The 17,407-nt window shown below is 43.1% G+C and carries 12 protein-coding genes; 7 read left to right on the plus strand and 5 right to left on the minus strand.

Translation table 11 applies throughout. The annotated features are described in order from the left end of the window. Positions 1–30 precede the first annotated feature (30 nt). The 3 genes from Q4546_RS13560 (at position 31) to Q4546_RS13570 (ending at position 4,339) form a co-directional block, all read left to right on the plus strand. Positions 31–492: a YhcH/YjgK/YiaL family protein gene (locus Q4546_RS13560; RefSeq protein ID WP_102436589.1), complete on the plus strand. Its 462-nt coding sequence runs from the start codon at positions 31–33 to the stop codon at positions 490–492. 366 nt (positions 493–858) lie between these two features. Next, complete coding sequence (locus Q4546_RS13565; RefSeq protein WP_303446425.1) at positions 859–3,234, plus strand: aminotransferase class V-fold PLP-dependent enzyme; 2,376 nt, start codon at positions 859–861, stop codon at positions 3,232–3,234. Positions 3,235–3,412: 178 nt separating this feature from the next. Next, on the plus strand, positions 3,413–4,339 hold the full coding sequence (locus tag Q4546_RS13570) for a manganese-dependent inorganic pyrophosphatase (protein ID WP_102436585.1): 927 nt from the start codon (positions 3,413–3,415) through the stop codon (positions 4,337–4,339). A 115-nt stretch (positions 4,340–4,454) separates the two neighbouring features. Here Q4546_RS13570 and Q4546_RS13575 read toward each other — a convergent pair whose 3' ends face one another. After that, positions 4,455–4,772: a GRAM domain-containing protein gene (locus tag Q4546_RS13575; protein ID WP_102436583.1), complete on the minus strand. Its 318-nt coding sequence runs from the start codon at positions 4,770–4,772 to the stop codon at positions 4,455–4,457. 166 nt (positions 4,773–4,938) lie between these two features. Between Q4546_RS13575 and Q4546_RS13580 the strand changes: the two genes are divergently transcribed. The 3 genes from Q4546_RS13580 to Q4546_RS13590 all read left to right on the plus strand — a co-directional run bounded on the left by Q4546_RS13580 (position 4,939) and on the right by Q4546_RS13590 (position 7,006). Further along, entirely contained in the window at positions 4,939–5,301 is a 363-nt protein-coding gene (locus Q4546_RS13580; RefSeq protein WP_303446426.1) for a DUF4156 domain-containing protein, read from the plus strand. 80 nt (positions 5,302–5,381) lie between these two features. Continuing rightward, on the plus strand, positions 5,382–6,395 hold the full coding sequence (locus Q4546_RS13585; RefSeq protein WP_102436579.1) for an aldo/keto reductase: 1,014 nt from the start codon (positions 5,382–5,384) through the stop codon (positions 6,393–6,395). 23 nt (positions 6,396–6,418) lie between these two features. Beyond that, positions 6,419–7,006: a protein tyrosine phosphatase family protein gene (locus tag Q4546_RS13590; protein WP_303446427.1), complete on the plus strand. Its 588-nt coding sequence runs from the start codon at positions 6,419–6,421 to the stop codon at positions 7,004–7,006. Positions 7,007–7,053: 47 nt separating this feature from the next. On the opposite strand, the gene Q4546_RS13595 is transcribed toward Q4546_RS13590, so the two are convergent. Beyond that, entirely contained in the window at positions 7,054–8,058 is a 1,005-nt protein-coding gene (locus tag Q4546_RS13595) for a hypothetical protein (RefSeq protein WP_303446428.1), read from the minus strand. Between the two features lie 547 nt (positions 8,059–8,605). On the opposite strand from Q4546_RS13595, the gene Q4546_RS13600 reads away from it, so the two are divergent. Then, positions 8,606–10,540 (plus strand): radical SAM protein, encoded by a 1,935-nt coding sequence (locus Q4546_RS13600; RefSeq protein WP_303446429.1) that lies wholly within the window; start codon positions 8,606–8,608, stop codon positions 10,538–10,540. 339 nt (positions 10,541–10,879) lie between these two features. Here Q4546_RS13600 and Q4546_RS13605 read toward each other — a convergent pair whose 3' ends face one another. The 3 genes from Q4546_RS13605 to Q4546_RS13615 all read right to left on the minus strand — a co-directional run bounded on the left by Q4546_RS13605 (position 10,880) and on the right by Q4546_RS13615 (position 17,273). After that, entirely contained in the window at positions 10,880–13,552 is a 2,673-nt protein-coding gene (locus Q4546_RS13605; RefSeq protein ID WP_303446430.1) for a TonB-dependent receptor, read from the minus strand. 161 nt (positions 13,553–13,713) lie between these two features. Further along, complete coding sequence (locus Q4546_RS13610; RefSeq protein WP_303446431.1) at positions 13,714–16,548, minus strand: hypothetical protein; 2,835 nt, start codon at positions 16,546–16,548, stop codon at positions 13,714–13,716. Positions 16,549–17,003: 455 nt separating this feature from the next. Beyond that, positions 17,004–17,273 (minus strand): hypothetical protein, encoded by a 270-nt coding sequence (locus Q4546_RS13615; RefSeq protein ID WP_102436567.1) that lies wholly within the window; start codon positions 17,271–17,273, stop codon positions 17,004–17,006. Between the last annotated feature and the right edge of the window lie 134 nt (positions 17,274–17,407).

Genomic DNA, 17,407 nt, shown 5'->3' on the forward strand with positions numbered 1-17,407 from the left:
ATGACTTATCTTAACTTTTAGAGACTTATCATGATTGTCGATACCCTAGCAAATCATCAGCTTTATCATGCTATTAGCCCAAGATTAGCCACTGCACTTGCTCACCTCGCAGCCACTGATTTTAGCCAATATGAATTAGGTAATTACCCCATTGAAGGCAAAGATATATTTGCTATCGTCAATGATTACCAAACTAAGCCGAAACACACCGAGTCTTTTGAAAGTCATCAGCGTTATATTGATGTGCAATTTGTGGTTAGCGGTGAAGAAGAATTTGGCTATTTACCACTTGCAGATCAAGCGCCGTTAGCGCCTTATCACAATGAGCATGATTACAGTAAGTACGATTATGAAGCCAATAAAGCTAATGCGGCTTTTATACCCTTAAAGGCGGGTATGTTTGCGATTTTCTTCCCTGAAGATATGCATATGCCCGGCACCAGTGATACAGCCAAAGATGTCAGAAAAGTAGTCATCAAAGTGAGAGTTTGAGTTTCAGTCAGCTGTTGAGTTTACGTCTGCTTCAAAATCTGAAGCAAAACTTAAGCCTAGTCTGCTCATCACAAATAAAAAGGGAATAAGCGCTAACCGCCTTATTCCTTTTTTTTATCGTTCTTAAAATCAATAACAAAACAACTTCAAATCTTAGTTCACTCTAGTGACCTTTGGTTCCATACAAAGTTGCCGCCACACCAATTTAAAAACTCTCTTTACTAAAATGACAATTTATAGCTGTATTTTTTAATCTAAGCAAAAATGTGATCTTGATCGTTGTTATTAAGCTGTTAATATAACCACAAGAAATTAGTTATAACTAAAAGCTATATAACAACTAATCAACATGCGAGTCTTACCCCTATGAAAAGCGCCACTGAACTAAGCCAAATATATCTCGATGCTAATGCCACAACTCCTGTGCTACCCCAAGCTGCAACGGCAGCATTAACTACAATGGAAACCCTATTTGGTAACCCAAGTAGTAGCCATATCAGCGGCCTTAAAGCCAAAAACCTAATGGAGCAGACTCGAGTAAAAGCTAAACAAGTGATTGGCGCTGACACAGGTACCGTAATTTTTACCAGCGGCGCCACAGAAGGGATTCAAACCGCGATCATTTCCGCCTTAGTCGCGGCTAAAGCTGCCGCTAAAACTAGCCTCAAGCAAGATCAAACATACAGCTTGTTATATGGCGCCACTGAGCATAAAGCGGTGCCAGAATCCTTAAAGCATTGGAATGCCCTTCTTGAAATAAACGCAGAAATTAAAGCGATCCCCGTTGATCATATGGGTAATCTTGATCAGGACTTTATTGCTAAAGAAGCGCCCAATGCATTAATGATTTGCACCATGGCAGTAAACAATGAAACCGGGGTTTACCAAGACTTAACTCAGCTTGATCGCATCATCCGCCAAGCTAACCCTGATATTTATTGGTTAGTTGATTGTGTCCAAGCACTGGGTAAAACGGCATTAAACTTAGCCAACACCAGTATCGATTACGCGCCTTTTAGCGGCCATAAACTGTATGCCCCTAAAGGCATTGGCTTTGTTTACATCCGCGAAGGTGCTCCATTTACGCCGATTATTGCTGGCGGCGGCCAAGAAAGCGGCCTGCGCTCGGGTACTGAAAACCTGCCGGGAATGGCAGCCATAAGTGTCATTTTCGATATGCTGTTAAATAACTCGCAATCGATGGGTACAAACCAGTTTGCCGATGTCGACACCTTAAGGGCTTATCAACAACAATTAATTGATACCCTTGAAAGTGCTTTTCCTGCTGTAGTGTTTAACCACAGTTTTAGCAATAGCGTGCCAACAACCATCAACTTTGCTATTGCAGGCTTTAGTAGCAAAGAGATTATGGATTTATTTGATGCCGCCAATATTCGCGTCAGTTCAGGCTCTGCTTGTTCATCAAAAGTCACCCGTAGCTTTGTATTAGATGCCATGGGATTACCCAAGTGGCAAAGCGAGTCAGCCATCAGAATGTCTTTTGGCCCCGCCATGACTCAAACGCAGGTGGATGAAGCCTGCATCAGAATTCAATCTGCCGCCAATGCATTAACCCATAGCTGTATGATTTTAGACAGTGGTGAAATAAGCGATAAACAGCCATTAAATGGTTTGGTTCAATTACGCTCAGGCCCGAGCTGTAGTTGGATTTATGCCGATCAACAAAGTAAGCAAGCAATCATCATCGATCCACTGCCAGAACTAAATGAACGCTTAGATACCCTATTGCAGTGTCAGCAACTTGAATTAGTGGCGGTGATCGACACCCATGGTCATGCCGATCATGTCTCTAGTCGCCAATACCTTGCCGACAAACATTTGCCGGATCAATTAAGCGATCATTTAGGCTGGCCGCAAAACTGCAGCAACGTCACCCAAGCGGGCGAGTTGTTTGAGTACATCACTATTGGCAATCAAGCACTGCTGAAAGTTGCCACCCCAGGCCATACCGCCGACAGTATTAGCTTGCTGTTATGTGACCCATTTTCTAATGAATTATCTAATGAATTATCTAATGAATTACCTAATAAATCGACTGATGAATTACCTAAGGCAGTATTAAGCTCTAAACCACTTAGCCAGCAATGCCGCTTTGCCTTTGCTGGCGACACGATTTTAATGGGCAGTCTCGGCAGAACTAACTTTGACAGCAGCTGCGCTAAAGCCATGTTTACCAGCCTTAAGCGACTGCATCAGCTTATCGGTGACAACACCCTGATTTGTGCCAGCCATGACTATAACAATGAGTTCACTACCTCATTAGCAGCAGAATCTAGCCGTAATGCACTGCTGGCCAACACCTTAAATGGCCAATTAAGCCAAAGCCAATTTGAAAGCCTAAAAGCCCAGCTTGATAGTCAGTTGTGTGATGAGTCTGGCAGTGAAATTCTTTGCGGCGCATTGCCAGCTAACGCTGCAGCTAAAGTGAATATTACCGAATACAACACAGAGAGCTTAACCAGCGCTTTATCAGCACAGCAAGTTAGCGTCATCGATATTCGTGAGCCCCATGAATACGCGCTGCAACCCACCAGTAGCACCACTGAGAATGTGCCACTAACCCGCTTAGTGCAGTTTATTCAGCAGCATCAACACCAAAAGCACAAGCCGTGGGTTTTAGTGTGCCGCAGTGGTAGCCGCTCCATGGTGGCCGCCCAAGCCATGCAGCGTTTAGGCTTTGATAATATTGCCCACCTTAAAGGTGGTTATGCTTTAAGTTAACAGCCATTGTGAATGCATTGACCACTGAGTAAATAACTAGTCAATAGCTGACAACTTAAGATGAATATTGCTTGATTTGAATCGCCTCAGGACGTTCTCTGGGGCTTTTTTATTGGTAAAGATTGGTCAGGCGGTTATTTCTTGTTAAAATCGCTGAAAATTTATAGGAGCGTACCAAATGGCAATGTATGTTGTGGGTCATAAGATCCCTGATTCAGATTCAATCTGCGGTGCAATCGCACTTGCTTACTTAAAAAATCAAATTGAAGAGCCTGCTATTGCAGCCCGTCTTGGTGAACTTTCACCTGAGACAGCGTATATCTTAGATAGATTTGGTTTTGAAGCACCAGAGTACAAAACAAGCTACGCTGGCGAAGAAGTGTATATCGTTGATCACTCTGAATTAACTCAAGCACCAGATGACATTGCCCAAGCGACCATCGTAGGTATTGTTGATCACCATAAATTAGGTGACTTAACCACTTCTACTCCGCTTGAGTGTTGGATCCGTCCAGTAGGTTGTAGTAACACAGTGATTAAAATGATGTACGATTTCTACCAAGTAGAAATCCCAGCTAACATTGCTGGCATCATGATGTGCGCTATTTTAAGTGACACTGTGATTTTCAAATCTCCAACCTGTACTACTGCTGATATCCGCTGCGTTGAAGCATTAGCTGAAATTGCCGGTATTGAAGACTTCAAAGCTGTGGGCATGGAAATGTTCAAAGTTAAATCAGCTGTTGAAGGTACGCCAGCACGTGACTTAGTCATGCGTGATTTTAAAGACTTCAACATGAACGGTAACCTAGTGGGTATCGGTCAATTAGAAGTTATCGACTTATCAGTATTTGACGATATCAAAGCTGATTTAGAAGCTGATATCGCAGCGCTGAAAGCTGAAGGTAACCGTCACAGCGTATTATTATTGCTAACCGATATCATGAAAGAAGGCTCAGAAATGTTAGTGGTTTCAGATGACGCTGACTTAACTGAAAAAGCCTACGGTAAAGCAACCGTTGAAGGCCGAGTCTGGCTAGACGGTGTATTAAGCCGTAAGAAGCAAGTGGTGCCATCGCTACAAGATGTATTTGCTAACGCTTAATATGCGTTTTTAGCAATATAGCGAGTCGCCCAACTAAAAAGCTGAATCAATGATTCAGCTTTTTATTAGCCTAAATTCATCAGTAAGCGGTTCTCACATAGCTTAAGGTAATGAGTTAACGATTCAATCGCTCCAGCCATTCAGCAGAGTCAGCCACCATAAATTTATAGGACTGATGGTTTTTAAGTTCCACTTTAATCGCATCTGCGGTAAGGGGTAACACTCCACCACCGGTCCCCCAACATTTTTCAACACTAACAATATCCTCAAGGTCTATCTCATAAGGACCCATTTCAAAGATTTTATTAAAGGCTTCAAAACATAACCGTGTTTCAGTCAAATATAGTTGTCCATCACCGCTAAAGGCACCGTTTTGCGCAGTAGCAAAAGTAGACTTAATCACGGTTTCATTGGCTAAATTGATGCTACCCATGTGTATATCCCTATGTTTACTCTTTCATGAAACAGTGAACGCCAACATGCTGATTGCATAGCGAAGCTTAACCAAGTAAGTTGACTTTAACTCTACTACGCTGCTGATTAAGTATAGACTTGCTATATGAACATGGCGTAATTAACAGCAAATTTTTAAGGCCTATATGAATCCAGTCAATCGCAGTGCCAGATTAATGGGGTTATTAATGATACTCATGCCAATAGGACTCACGGCTTGTATTAACGTCCCTCATTATCAAAGCGAACATGTGCAAATTTTATGGCAAGGACAACAGCTTGATGATTGCCAACTAAAAGGGCCAATAATTGGCTCCCAAGGGCATTGGTATGATTACTTGTTTATTTCAAATAAGGATTTAACCCAAGGGGCGATTAATCAGCTGAGAAATGAAGCATTAACGCTAGGGGCAAATACGGTTTATTTGCTTAAGCCGCAGTCGTTTACCACTTCAGTGACGATATTGGGCAATGCTTATAATTGTTCTAGTGCTGTAGATTTGAAGTAAAGATTTAAAACAGATATTTAAAACACGCCTTAAATTCAAAGCTAATTCAATTTAGTAACAATTCATTTGTAGGATGATAAATGATTACCCACGATCCAAACCCGCAGTACCTTGCCAGCGACGAACGCTATACAAAAATGGCTTATGCCCGTTGTGGTAACAGCGGTATTCGCTTGCCAAAAATTTCATTAGGCTTATGGCAAAACTTTGGCGCATCAGACCCCCAATCGAATGCGAGAAACATCCTGCAAACAGCTTTTGATGCTGGTATTACCCACTTTGATTTAGCCAATAATTATGGTCCCCATTACGGCGCGGCGGAGTCCACCTTTGGTGATATTTTCAAACAAGACTTTAAGCCATATCGAGATGAGTTGATCGTTTCTAGTAAAGCGGGTTACGACATGTGGCCAGGGCCTTATGGTATTGGCGGCTCGAGAAAATATTTGATCGCTAGCTGCGATCAAAGCCTTAAACGTACTGGGCTAGATTACTTTGATATTTTTTATCATCACTGCATGGATCCTGACACTCCCATTGAAGAAACCATGCAAGCGCTAGATTATATTGTCCGCTCAGGCCGGGCGATGTATGTGGGTATTTCAAGCTATCAGCCAGCAGAAACGCTGCAAGCGATCAGTATCTTAAAACAGCTAGGCACGCCATTATTAATCCACCAGCCACGCTACAATATGTTTGATCGCTGGATTGAAGATGGCTTAACCGAGGTATTAAAAGATCAAGGCGTTGGCTCAATTGTATTCTCGCCATTGGATCAAGGTGTGCTCACTGATAAATACCTCCATGGTATTCCCAAAGACTCGCGCGCAGCCCAAGCCCATCAAATCTATTTAGCTGATAACGATCTAACTCCAGAGAAAATCGCCAAAGTGCAGGCATTAAATACCATTGCCCAAACCCGGGATCAATCTTTAGCGCAAATGGCGATCGCATGGAACCTTAACAATGATGCGGTAACCAGTTGCTTGATTGGTGCAAGTCGCCCAGCACAAGTTCTCGATTCGGTGGCCGCACTAGATAACCTTAACTTTAGTGCAGCTGAATTAGCCGCCATTGATGACATTGTTATGTAATTGCTCAAATCCAAGGATTACAGATGAAAGGATTACAGATGAAAAACAGCATCATGGGAGCCGCGTTAATGACAATGGTAACCAGTAGCTTATTAAGCGTTAGTTTAGTCAATCCTGCAGCGGCGCAAATTGACCCAAGCCAGCTTGATAACATCAAAGCGCTCAAGCTCAATAACAGCCAAGTGATAACCGCAGGCTTGCCCACAGCAGAGCAATTTCAGACGCTTAAAAATTCAGGGGTAGAGGTGGTGATCAATTTAATCCCCAAAAACAACTCAAATTATTTAGCGGCAGAAGATAAACTGGTCACAGATGCTGGCATGGTTTACCACAACATTGAAGTCGATTGGCAGCAACCCACCATGGAAGATGTAGCGCAGTTTATTAGCATCATGGAGCGCAATAACGATAAATCGATTTTAGTCCATTGTGCGTTAAATTATCGCGCCTCGGCTTTTTACTATTTATATCAACTGAGCCAAGGCGCTGATCACTCAGAAAATGCCATGATGCAAGCGTTATCACCTTGGGGCGATTTACCCCAAAGCTTTGCTAAATATCCGCAATGGAAGCGCTTAATCGATGAGGTGCGCGGCAAATATCAGCAATAAATACTGATATTTCAACAGTGAGTTTTTCAGTAGCTAGCTTTCAGTAGTTAGTGATCAGAACTCGCCAATACAGCAGCAATATTTACTTCATATATTGGCGCTGGGCTGCCCTCTGAGGTGATATAAAAACGGCTGGCATCGTGATTAAAACTCACCGCTTCTGCTTGAAATAGTTTCGGAAAATCAATGATTGTTGGCGTAGTTGATAATAGTGATAAAGCGCCTGTGGGCTGTTGCTGCTTATAGTAATAAGCGTGACCATAGGTTAACACTACCGCAGATAAGCCATCCTTTGAAAAGCTCATTGCTGTCGAATTTCCGGCAAAAAGAGCTAAACGTATACTGCCGAAATAATCTGAAAATGATTCCGGTAATGCTGGCGGCGCACCTAAGGGTTTTGCCACTAGCGTATCTCTTTCCTGTCTAGGTACTGAAGGTAATACGGCTACTGGTTGCGCTAACTCTAACTCTAACGGCAACGGCAATTGATATAGGGTTTGCGGGGTTTGTCGCTTACTCAGTAATACAATTTGCAGGTTAACCACATCAACAGCAACAGACTCACAATCCTTTGGACCATCTGGGTAATTAAATGCCAATGACACAAGCGGCGTGACCTTGATAGATGCGGCTAACGCAAGTTTACTGACATCAGGCTCTGCAATAATATGAATGAAATATTGACTCCGGTTAGCACTATTATCACCGACATCGGCGATTAACAGATACGCGTTACCATTAATAACAAACGAACTCATATCTTCCCAATCGATATTTTTTACCCCTTCAATGTTCACCGTCGCCAGCAAATCACCAGATAAATTTACCGCATACACTGCGGCGCTATCACCGCCATCATTGTGCAGCCACAGCACATCGTCCTGAATTTTTGAGTAAGCTAAGCCACTGGCTTCAGCAATTTTTTTATAGGTAATATTACCCACTTGGCGAATGTTAGCTTGCTCGGTTTTGACCGAACATGCCGTAATAGCAAGGGCAAATACTAAATATAAACAGAGACGTAAAAATTGATTTTGAAATTTTGCGGCCATGTGTCAAACCTAATCCATTGGGCAAGATGCGAGAGCCAGATAATGACACAGTTGCAGCCATATTTAACCGCCTTGCTAATATTTAAACAAAAGGGTCTAGCCCAAAGGTATATTGCAACAAGATAGTTCCGACATCTATGTAGACAAGATTGTGACGATAGCGAATCTTTTGCATACTAACGAACTGGTATAAAAAATTAGGCAATGTGCAGTAAGCCAATATCAATCACTTTAACTCCCCTATGGAAGCGCCTAGGTAAAGTATCTTCGATGTTGCATTGTTTTGAAACCACTGAGATAGAAGGAATAATCATTATTTCACCTATACGCCTTGAGTTGGATTAGCTAAGCCAGCGCTGAAACCTAAACTTTGAAGTAGAATGGCTATAGCGCATTTGTTAGAATCCCCTGTTATTTTTTGGCAACCGTATTGGCTGCCACTCTTTGTACAAGATTCTGTATCAGGCTGATCCTAGTTCACGCAGACTCTGTTAGCACTGATTCTGTCTAACACAGTACACTCAAGTTTTACTATTAAAGGCAGGCTATGACCGTTCTTCTAATGACTCCACCTATGACCCAATTAAATACGCCCTATCCGGCAACTGCGTATTTAACTGGTTTTTTGCGTTCTCGAGGTTATGAGGCGGAGCAGCGTGATCCTGCCATTGAGCTTTTCCTAGAAATGATGACAGCGCCTGCGCTGGACATTATTCGTCAACATGTGGAAGCTAATTTCGAGCACTTTGAAGACGATGAATTACCTGATGCTATTCATAATTTTCTGGCTGAATTTGATCGTTATCATTTGACTGTTGAGAGCGCGATTCGGTTTTTACAGGGTAAAGATCCCAGTCTTGCACTGCGGATTAACTCGCGCCGATTTTTACCTGAAGGCCCAGCATTTGAAGCCATTGCGCAAATGGAAGCGGTATCAGGCGATGTACTGCAAGCCGCTTTTGGTAATCTTGGCGTTCAAGATAAAGCCAAATATCTCGCGACCTTATTTATTAACGATCTCTCCAGCGTCATCACTCAAGGGGTTGATCCTTACTTTGAAGTGAGCCGCTATGGCGAGCAGTTAGCTGCGGCTAATCCAAGCTTTGATAACCTTTACGATACCTTGATGGACGAGCCAACCTTTAGCTCAGAAATTTTAGCGCAATTGGTTCAGCACTATTTAGAAGAAACCCAACCTAGCGTTGTAGCCTTAACCGTGCCTTTTCCCGGTAATATGCTCGGCGCGTTACGTATTGCCCAAACCTGTAAAGCCATTAATCCAGAGATCCCCATCATCATCGGCGGTGGTTTTATCAATACCGAACTACGGGCACTCAAAGATCCTCGGGTATTTGAGTTTATCGACTTTATCTGTCTTGATGACGGCGAACGCCCGTTAATCACCCTGCTGGAATACTTTCAAGGCCAACGTGAAGTCGATGATTTAGTGCGAACTTACTTCCTTGCCGAAGATGACAATGGCGAGCCTTACGTTCACTTTAATGAAAACCCAGAACTCCACGATATCCCGCAGGTGGAAGTCGGCGCTCCGATATACGATGGCTTGCCATTGAGCGAATATCTGTCTTTGTGTGAAATGCTCAACCCAATGCACCGTATTTGGAGTGATGGCCGCTGGAATAAACTCACCATCGCCCATGGCTGTTACTGGCGTAAATGTAGCTTTTGTGATGTCAGTTTGGACTATATCGATCGCTACGATACTGCTGGCGCTGATATTCTGGTTGATCGCATTGAGCAACTCATTGAAGAAACCGGACAAACAGGGTTCCATTTTGTCGATGAAGCGCTGCCACCAAAAACCTTATTTGCCTTTGCAAAACGCTTAATTGAGCGCAACGTGGTGATCAGTTGGTGGGGTAATATCCGTTTTGAAAGAACCTTTAGCCAAGCCCGCTGTCAATTGCTAGCCGACTCTGGTTGTATCGCGGTCAGTGGCGGCCTTGAAGTGGCGTCTGATCGTTTATTGAAACTGATGAAAAAAGGCGTCAGTGTTGAGCGCGTTGCCCAAGTCACTAAAGCCTTTAGCGATGCCGGTATTATGGTGCACGCATATTTGATGTATGGCTTTCCGACTCAAACCGAGCAAGAAACGGTGGATTCATTGGAAATGGTGCGACAGATGATGCAGCAAGGTTGTTTCCAGTCTGCCTATTGGCACCGTTTTGTGGCCACGATCCACAGCCCTGTTGGTATGAATCCAGAAAAATTTGGTATTACTCTTAGCGATCGCCCTGAAGTTTTATTCGCTGAAAATGATGTCGATTTTAGCGATCCTACCGATACTGATCATGAGATGTTAGGTGAAGGGCTGCGTAAAGCGATTTACAATTACATGCATGGTATTGGGTTTGATCAGCCGATGAGTTTTTGGTTTGAACAAGGTGTCGCTCGCACTAGCATGAAAAAAGATCTGATCTCAAAAGCGATTAGCAATCTGATCGACAGCAGTGAAGAATGATCTGCTATTAAGGCTCATAGCTAACGAGCTAATTTTATAACTCACAGCGCTTATAACTAATAGCGCTAGCCAATAAAAAGGCCACTTTCTTGTTCCAAAAGAAAGTGGCCTGTTACTTTTACAGCTTATTTTACATACTGCATACAGCCTTTTGCAAAGCTGCCAACTTCTTTGTTAAGTCACGTAGTCTTAAATAACGCTTACTGATAAAGAAGCGTGCGATATTGGCGTGTTCCAAACACCTAGATATCACACTGTGCACTTGGCTTTTAGCATTTAAAGGATGAGGTAAAAATGCTAAAAACCAGTACCTGTTGTCACTCTTGTTAATCTCCAGTATTAATACTGGTAATCAAATTGCAGAGTGAATTCTGTGCCAGGCTCTTTCGCGTATACCACCACATCTTGTTGGTCGTATTCGGTGGTTTCACCTAGGATATTTTTCACTTTAAATTTCACCCCAAAGCTTTCAGTAGGTAAAAAGCTATAGCTAAAATCTAAGCTGTGAAAGGGTTGCTCGTACACATCATCTAAACCACCACGGCCACCATAAGCAATACGCTCACCAAACACGTTATACACTAAGGTTGCACTGTGAGACTCATTAGACGAATCAAAGCTTAACTGCATGTTGGCAACCCACTCAGAATGGCCTGTCATGCGGCGCTTATTATTGGTTGGGTCAATTTCACCATTACTGGCAATTTCAATTTCTGAGTCACTTAGGGTTAAGTTACCCGCTACGAAAAAGTCTTCCCAAACACTACCATTGCTGCCAATAAAGCCTAAGTCATGTAAAAACTCAGTTTCGATACCGTAGATATAACCTGACTCAGCGTTGTAAAACTTAAGCTGACGACCCGCTTCTGAGATACGTTGAATCGCTTCTATGGGTGCTGCAACGTCTTTATAAAAGCCACCAACACTTAAGTTTGCGCCATCTTCTGAGTAGTATTCCCAGCGTACATCTAGGTTATAGATATCTGAGCTTTCAAGTTCTGGGTTACCAAAGAAATCAAATCCGGTAATTGGGTCTTGAAACCGCACTGGCGCCACTTCACGTAAGTCTGGGCGAACCAAGGTTTTACTGGCACCAAAGCGCCATTGGCTTTCATCTGATGATTTCCAGGTTAATGCCAATGAAGGAAACCAGCCGTCTTCTGCAATTGCGTAGTCTTCAATATCGTAACGACCACCTTCATCTGAAATCTCACCATCTGGGGTTAATGGCAATGTCACGCGGCGAAAATCTTCATAACGCACACCTGCGGTTAAGCGCCATACATCATCAAAATCCACATCAAAATTGACAAAACCGGCGTCTATCATTTCAGCGGCGACATAATCTTCGGTGTCGGTTGAGGCGTCTTTTAATTCTAAATCAAGCGTGTCATTGGCAATGTTGTCATCAGAAAATATATTGTCAAAGTCACCCGCTAGAATATCGCCATTGGGGTCTGTTGGGCTTAAGCCGACATCAAATCCCAATCGCGTGGCATAGCTTTCACGGGTACGTTCAAAGTACTCATAACCACCACTGATTTTTAGCACTTTCATGCCAAACTCAAAGGGTAGGGTTAAATCAAATTTGTAGTTTTCGGTATTATCATCAAGGCGGCTATAAACATATTTAGGCGCATCTTGGGTATTTAAGTTACGGCTAGTAATGCTATCAGCATCATCAAGTATTACATTGTAAGTGTAAGATAATTCGCTCGGTGCATAGCGCTTTGATCTGGCGTTTGAATACATCCAGTTGGCTTCTAAATCCCACAGATATTCAAAGAAATGCTCACCTTGAATTTGGTTACTGATAAGGTTACGTTCTTCATAAGCAATATCATAAACCTGCAATGCATTAGGCTCGGCGATGGTATCGATGGTTTCTTCGATGGCCACTGACACATCATCAGATGTATCACGTAAATAAGTCGAGAAAGTTTGAATTTTATGGTCGTAACCAATTTCTAAACCTAAATTAAGCATACCTGACATTTGTACTATTGAATCGGTACCCATGACGTCTTTTGAGTTTTCGATTTGTACCTTGTTCTCATCACCATCTAGCTCGACTTCACGTTTGGTATAGTTTTCAGCTTGCTGCTTATAAGAAACGGCAGACATAGCACCAAAAATAATATCGTCAGTGATATCCCAACGATCGCCAATGGCGATATTACCGCGAACTCCAGGGTCCGTACTTTCAGTAAATACCGTCATGTCGCGATACATATCATTGGCTAAACCACGGTTAATGGCTTGAGCACTGGCAAAATCAATTGTGCCATTTGAACCAGTAACAATATCAATGGGGCTAATTCCGCCATATTGATTGGTCACCTCGTTAATGCTGTTTGGCATTGCCCGAGTGCCATCATCTTGGCCAGTCCAATCATCGCCGCCACCGTTATAGGTATAAGTGTCATCGCTATCATTAGTGTTATAACGGCCACCTATTGACGCTTTAAAGAAAAAGTCTGCAGGAATAGATTTAGTACGAATATCAACATGACCACCGCCAAATGCAGCTGGCGTGCTGGCTGAACTGGATTTTTGTACTGATAAAGATTCAATGATAGAGGCTGGGAACATATCCAGCGGTACCACATTACGGGTAGGGTCTGGCGATGGTACAACCGCACCATTTAATGATGTACTAGAATAGCGCTCACCTAAACCACGTACATAAATGAACTTGCCATCTTTAAGCGTGAGTCCGGTAACACGGCGCAGCGCTGAAGCTGCATCACTATCGCCGGTGCGAGATATTTGGTCCGCGCCCATAATATCCACCACGGCAGGTTGCTCGCGGCGCTCTTCCATCGCTTCAGAGGCTGAACTGCGTAAACGACCCGTCACGGCAATCACTTCAATAGGGAAATCTTCACCAGGATCATAAGCTGGTGTCTCTTCCGAGTAAGCTGGTAGTGTTGCAAAAAGAGAAGCTGCAGAAATAGCAGTAACAACAGCTAGGCTTAGCTTATTAGCGATAAAACTCGGCTTGGTTTTCATAACGTTTTTCAATCCTGTACACAGTTCAGGTCGCGCCACTAAGATGTGATACACCGGTGACAATTAATGTAAATTTAACTAACTATTTTGATTATCTAATCGGACTTTAAGCAGCATCGAGGAGTACTCACTCCCCGATGCCTAAGGTTTACTACTCGCTTTTATTTAATAAAAGCCCAACCTTCACGCCAATCAGTTTGGCCATCGAATGCACCGATATAATCAGTTGATTCGAAGAAGGTGTCAGTCGTACTCATATCAAGACCCGTACCCAATAACACAGTGTCAGTGCCAGCAGGCATGCCATTAGTTAACGTCACTTCTTGAGCAGAGTTACCTGTTTGAGCTAAGAACCAGGCCTGCGTGTCTACCGCATCGGTTGTATCTGTGTTGTCAGAGCTGTATTTGAATGGCTCGTTACAGTCGATAACAGAGTGAGACATCACTAATGTTTCATCGTTAACGTTGGTAACAAGACCTGCGTAAGTACCGTCTAGTTCTAAACACTCACCTGATTCAGTCTCAGAAGTTGCACCTTTGCGACCTTGAATCAATAGGTTGTGAATTGATGCACGAGTAGCAACACGAAGAATGATGCCTTCGCCTTTATCGCCACTGGCATTTTCAATATCAGCACCAGGAAGAATTGTTACGTTAGAGATAGTTGGGTTTGAAATCGGCGTGTCGTCAGTGCCTTTATGACTATCGCCTTCAATACCACGGTTAGCTTGACCATCTTCATGGGTGATATACACGTACTGTGCTTTACCCTGCCAGCCGTTAGTCCAATCTAAGCTGTCATCAAAGTTATCCGTTAGGTAAACATATTTAAGATTGACTGCACCGCCCCAAAACTCAACACCATCATCGCCATTTGCATGGACTTGAATATGGTCAACTTGGGTTCCACTGCCCACTGCCGCAAATGAGATGCCGTTCATTTCTTGGGTATCATTGACTTTAAAGCCGGCGTATTTGACTACCACATAGCTGATTTGACCGCTGTTATCAGCATTGTCATTACCGCCGTATGGGAAGTCGCCCACTTCAAATGACACATCACAGTTGTCTTTATCAGGACACTTGTTGGTTTCGCCATTACCCAGAATAACTAAACCGCCCCACTGACCACGCTCACCTTCTGCGCCAGCTATTACATCTTGCTGAGAGGTCATAACGATTGGATGCTCAGCACTGCCTTGGGCCATGATTTTAGAGCCACGGCTAATGGCGATGTAGCTGTTGTCGGTCGCAAATAATTGCGTACCCGCTTGAATTGCCAGTGTTGCAGAGTCTGCGTTATCACCACCTACAATCACCGCGCCGCCATCTACTTTGTACATCACGTTTTGACCAGCAAGCAGTGTTGTATTGGTGGTGATGTTACCTTCGATTGAACAGACTAAAGTCACGCTGTCATCTTTATAAAGGCCTGCAACCACATCTTCTGAAGTTGTGCCTACAGGGCAAGATGTTAAAACTGGTAATTCAGTTGGTGCAGGCGCTGCATCTTCATGAATGGCCGTGGTCCAGCCTTCCGTCCAGTCAGTGCTGCCATTAAATGCGCCGATATATTGGGCATCATCTAAACGGTCATCCATGTTAGCTAAATCAGCTGCGCCGCCAGTTAAAGCAACAGAAGATGAATTAGGCATATACCCTGATAAATCTGCAGCACCGGCTAAGTTACCTTCTTGGGCCATAAACCAAGCTTCAACGTCGTAAGCTTTGGTGTAACCTTTATCAGCATCAACCTTGGCACTCTTAAACGGCTCAACACAATCGATTAAGCTGTTTTGCATGTTTAAGTTGCCAGCTTCAGCGGTATCAACTGTATTGTCGTCATTGATTTCTAAACATTCGCCAGAATCAACATCGCCTTTAACCAGCATGTTGTATGCGTTAACAGCCGTGCCTTTGCGCAGTAAAATACCTTCAGCGTCATCACCACCACTGTTAGTGCCGTTAGCCACTTGAATGGTGAAGTTAGCTAATGTAGGCATAGACTGTGGTTCAGCATCAGCGCTGCTGTTGCTGTCACCTTCGATACCACGGTTTGAACCGTTATCCTCTTGACGGATATAAACGTGCTGGGCACTACCTTGCCAACCGTTAGTCCAATCTAGAGAGTCATCAAAGTTTTCAGTTAACACCACATGTGAAAGCGAAACGTTACCGCCCCAAAACTCAACACCGTCATCGTTATTTTTATGAATTTGGATATGATCAACAGTTGTACCTGCGCCAACTGCCGCGAAACTAATACCGTTCATTTCTTGGGTGTCGTTGATTTTAAAGCCACCAAACTCAACCCGAACATACTGAATAACACCTGAGTTATCTTCAGTGTTATCACCACCGTAGTTGTGGTTACCCACTTCAAATGCAGCATCACAACTGGTTAAATCAGGGCATGAGTTAACAGGTGCGTTACCTAAAACTACTAAGCCGCCCCATTGACCCGCTTCGCCAGTTTGGCCTAGCGCCGCTTCAAGGGAAGTAAATACGATTGGCGCGTCAGCTGTGCCTTCGGCCATAATTTTTGAATCACGGCTAATGACTAAATAAGACTCGCTACCACCAATAATTTTAGTGCCAGCCATAATTGATAATTCAACCGAGTCAGCTTTATCGCCGCCAGCGATAACTGCACCATCAAGCATCCACACCACATCGTTTCCTAAAATGATGTTCGCGCCATCTTGACCACCTACCTTTACTGTTGAAGCTGCAGTAGAAGGTGCCAGTGTGCCTGTTAACACCCACACTTCTTTACCATCGATAGCCGCTATCGTAGTGCTTTTTTCTGCAAAGCCGCCGTAAGCAAGTTGTTGGTCCGTTTCAGTCGGTGTGGTTGGATCCGTTGGATTTGTAGGGTTAGTCGGCTCTTGTGAACCCGTATCAATATTGATATCGCCACCACAGCCCGCAAGTAATAAGGTTGCAGAAAGCGCAGCTGATACAGCACTAAGTTTAAACATTTTTTTCAGTTCCATTGTCATCTCCGAAGACGGGTGTAAGCGAGTTAAGTTGTTTCAATGGACGACAAACTAACCCGCAAAAATGACAAAAAGACTGCGTTAAAATGACAGTGAAATTTCACTAATATGATATAAATATTAATAGATAATAAAAACAGAGACTTACTGAGCGGTTTGAGTTACTTTTTATTGTCACATTATTAACAATTATTTTACCTAGGTGTCTTGTGGTGTGTTTTTTGGAGTTGAAAAAGTCTGTTTTTTGAGTTGAATAAGTGACGTTTTATCATTAATAATTGAATTATCAATATAGTCATCATTCAATTAGACAATTGTTACTAGCCTAAGCAGATTTGAGGTTGGAATGAAAATTAAACGCAAGATACACAACAAACCGATTTATTAAAATAGCCTAAAAATACTGCTTAATAACAGTATTTTAGAATAAACTGGTTCGCTATTATTTCGATTTAAGCCGCTACCACAGCACGTGTTTTCCACTGCACGCCAATCAGACCTAAAATCACTAATACGCCCACAAAGCCAGTACTTAACGGGTTAAACAATACCCAAGGTACCACGGCTATTGCCAGCACTCGCTCAATCGGTTTAAGCGGTCGTAATAGATAACCTTCTATCGAAATGGCTATCACGACAATAAAGGTCGCGGTTTGCACTATGGCAAACGTAAACGCCATTAAACCGGCATCAGGGTTAAGTAAATCAGTGTAAGCCATCATGATGGGGATAATAAATAAGCCTTATCTTAACCAACAACCTATATATCACATGCTAATTTATGATCAATTCAGGTTTAGGTGATCAAGCTAAACCTCTCAGTTAATACTCAAAAAAACGAGTATTGCTGACACTT

The organism is Shewanella sp. 4_MG-2023 (assembly GCF_030548015.1).
Taxonomy (GTDB): domain Bacteria; phylum Pseudomonadota; class Gammaproteobacteria; order Enterobacterales; family Shewanellaceae; genus Shewanella.

Bases quoted from the DNA above. Each gene is read 5' to 3' on its own strand.
- Q4546_RS13570 (WP_102436585.1), top strand. From the start codon at position 3,413: ATGGCAATGTATGTTGTGGGTCATAAGATCCCTGATTCAGATTCAATC.
- Q4546_RS13610 (WP_303446431.1), bottom strand. From the start codon at position 16,548: ATGGAACTGAAAAAAATGTTTAAACTTAGTGCTGTATCAGCTGCGCTT.
- Q4546_RS13600 (WP_303446429.1), top strand. From the start codon at position 8,606: ATGACCGTTCTTCTAATGACTCCACCTATGACCCAATTAAATACGCCC.
- Q4546_RS13585 (WP_102436579.1), top strand. From the start codon at position 5,382: ATGATTACCCACGATCCAAACCCGCAGTACCTTGCCAGCGACGAACGC.
- Q4546_RS13575 (WP_102436583.1), bottom strand. From the start codon at position 4,772: ATGGGTAGCATCAATTTAGCCAATGAAACCGTGATTAAGTCTACTTTT.
- Q4546_RS13580 (WP_303446426.1), top strand. From the start codon at position 4,939: ATGAATCCAGTCAATCGCAGTGCCAGATTAATGGGGTTATTAATGATA.
- Q4546_RS13595 (WP_303446428.1), bottom strand. From the start codon at position 8,058: ATGGCCGCAAAATTTCAAAATCAATTTTTACGTCTCTGTTTATATTTA.
- Q4546_RS13560 (WP_102436589.1), top strand. From the start codon at position 31: ATGATTGTCGATACCCTAGCAAATCATCAGCTTTATCATGCTATTAGC.
- Q4546_RS13615 (WP_102436567.1), bottom strand. From the start codon at position 17,273: ATGATGGCTTACACTGATTTACTTAACCCTGATGCCGGTTTAATGGCG.
- Q4546_RS13590 (WP_303446427.1), top strand. From the start codon at position 6,419: ATGAAAGGATTACAGATGAAAAACAGCATCATGGGAGCCGCGTTAATG.
- Q4546_RS13605 (WP_303446430.1), bottom strand. From the start codon at position 13,552: ATGAAAACCAAGCCGAGTTTTATCGCTAATAAGCTAAGCCTAGCTGTT.
- Q4546_RS13565 (WP_303446425.1), top strand. From the start codon at position 859: ATGAAAAGCGCCACTGAACTAAGCCAAATATATCTCGATGCTAATGCC.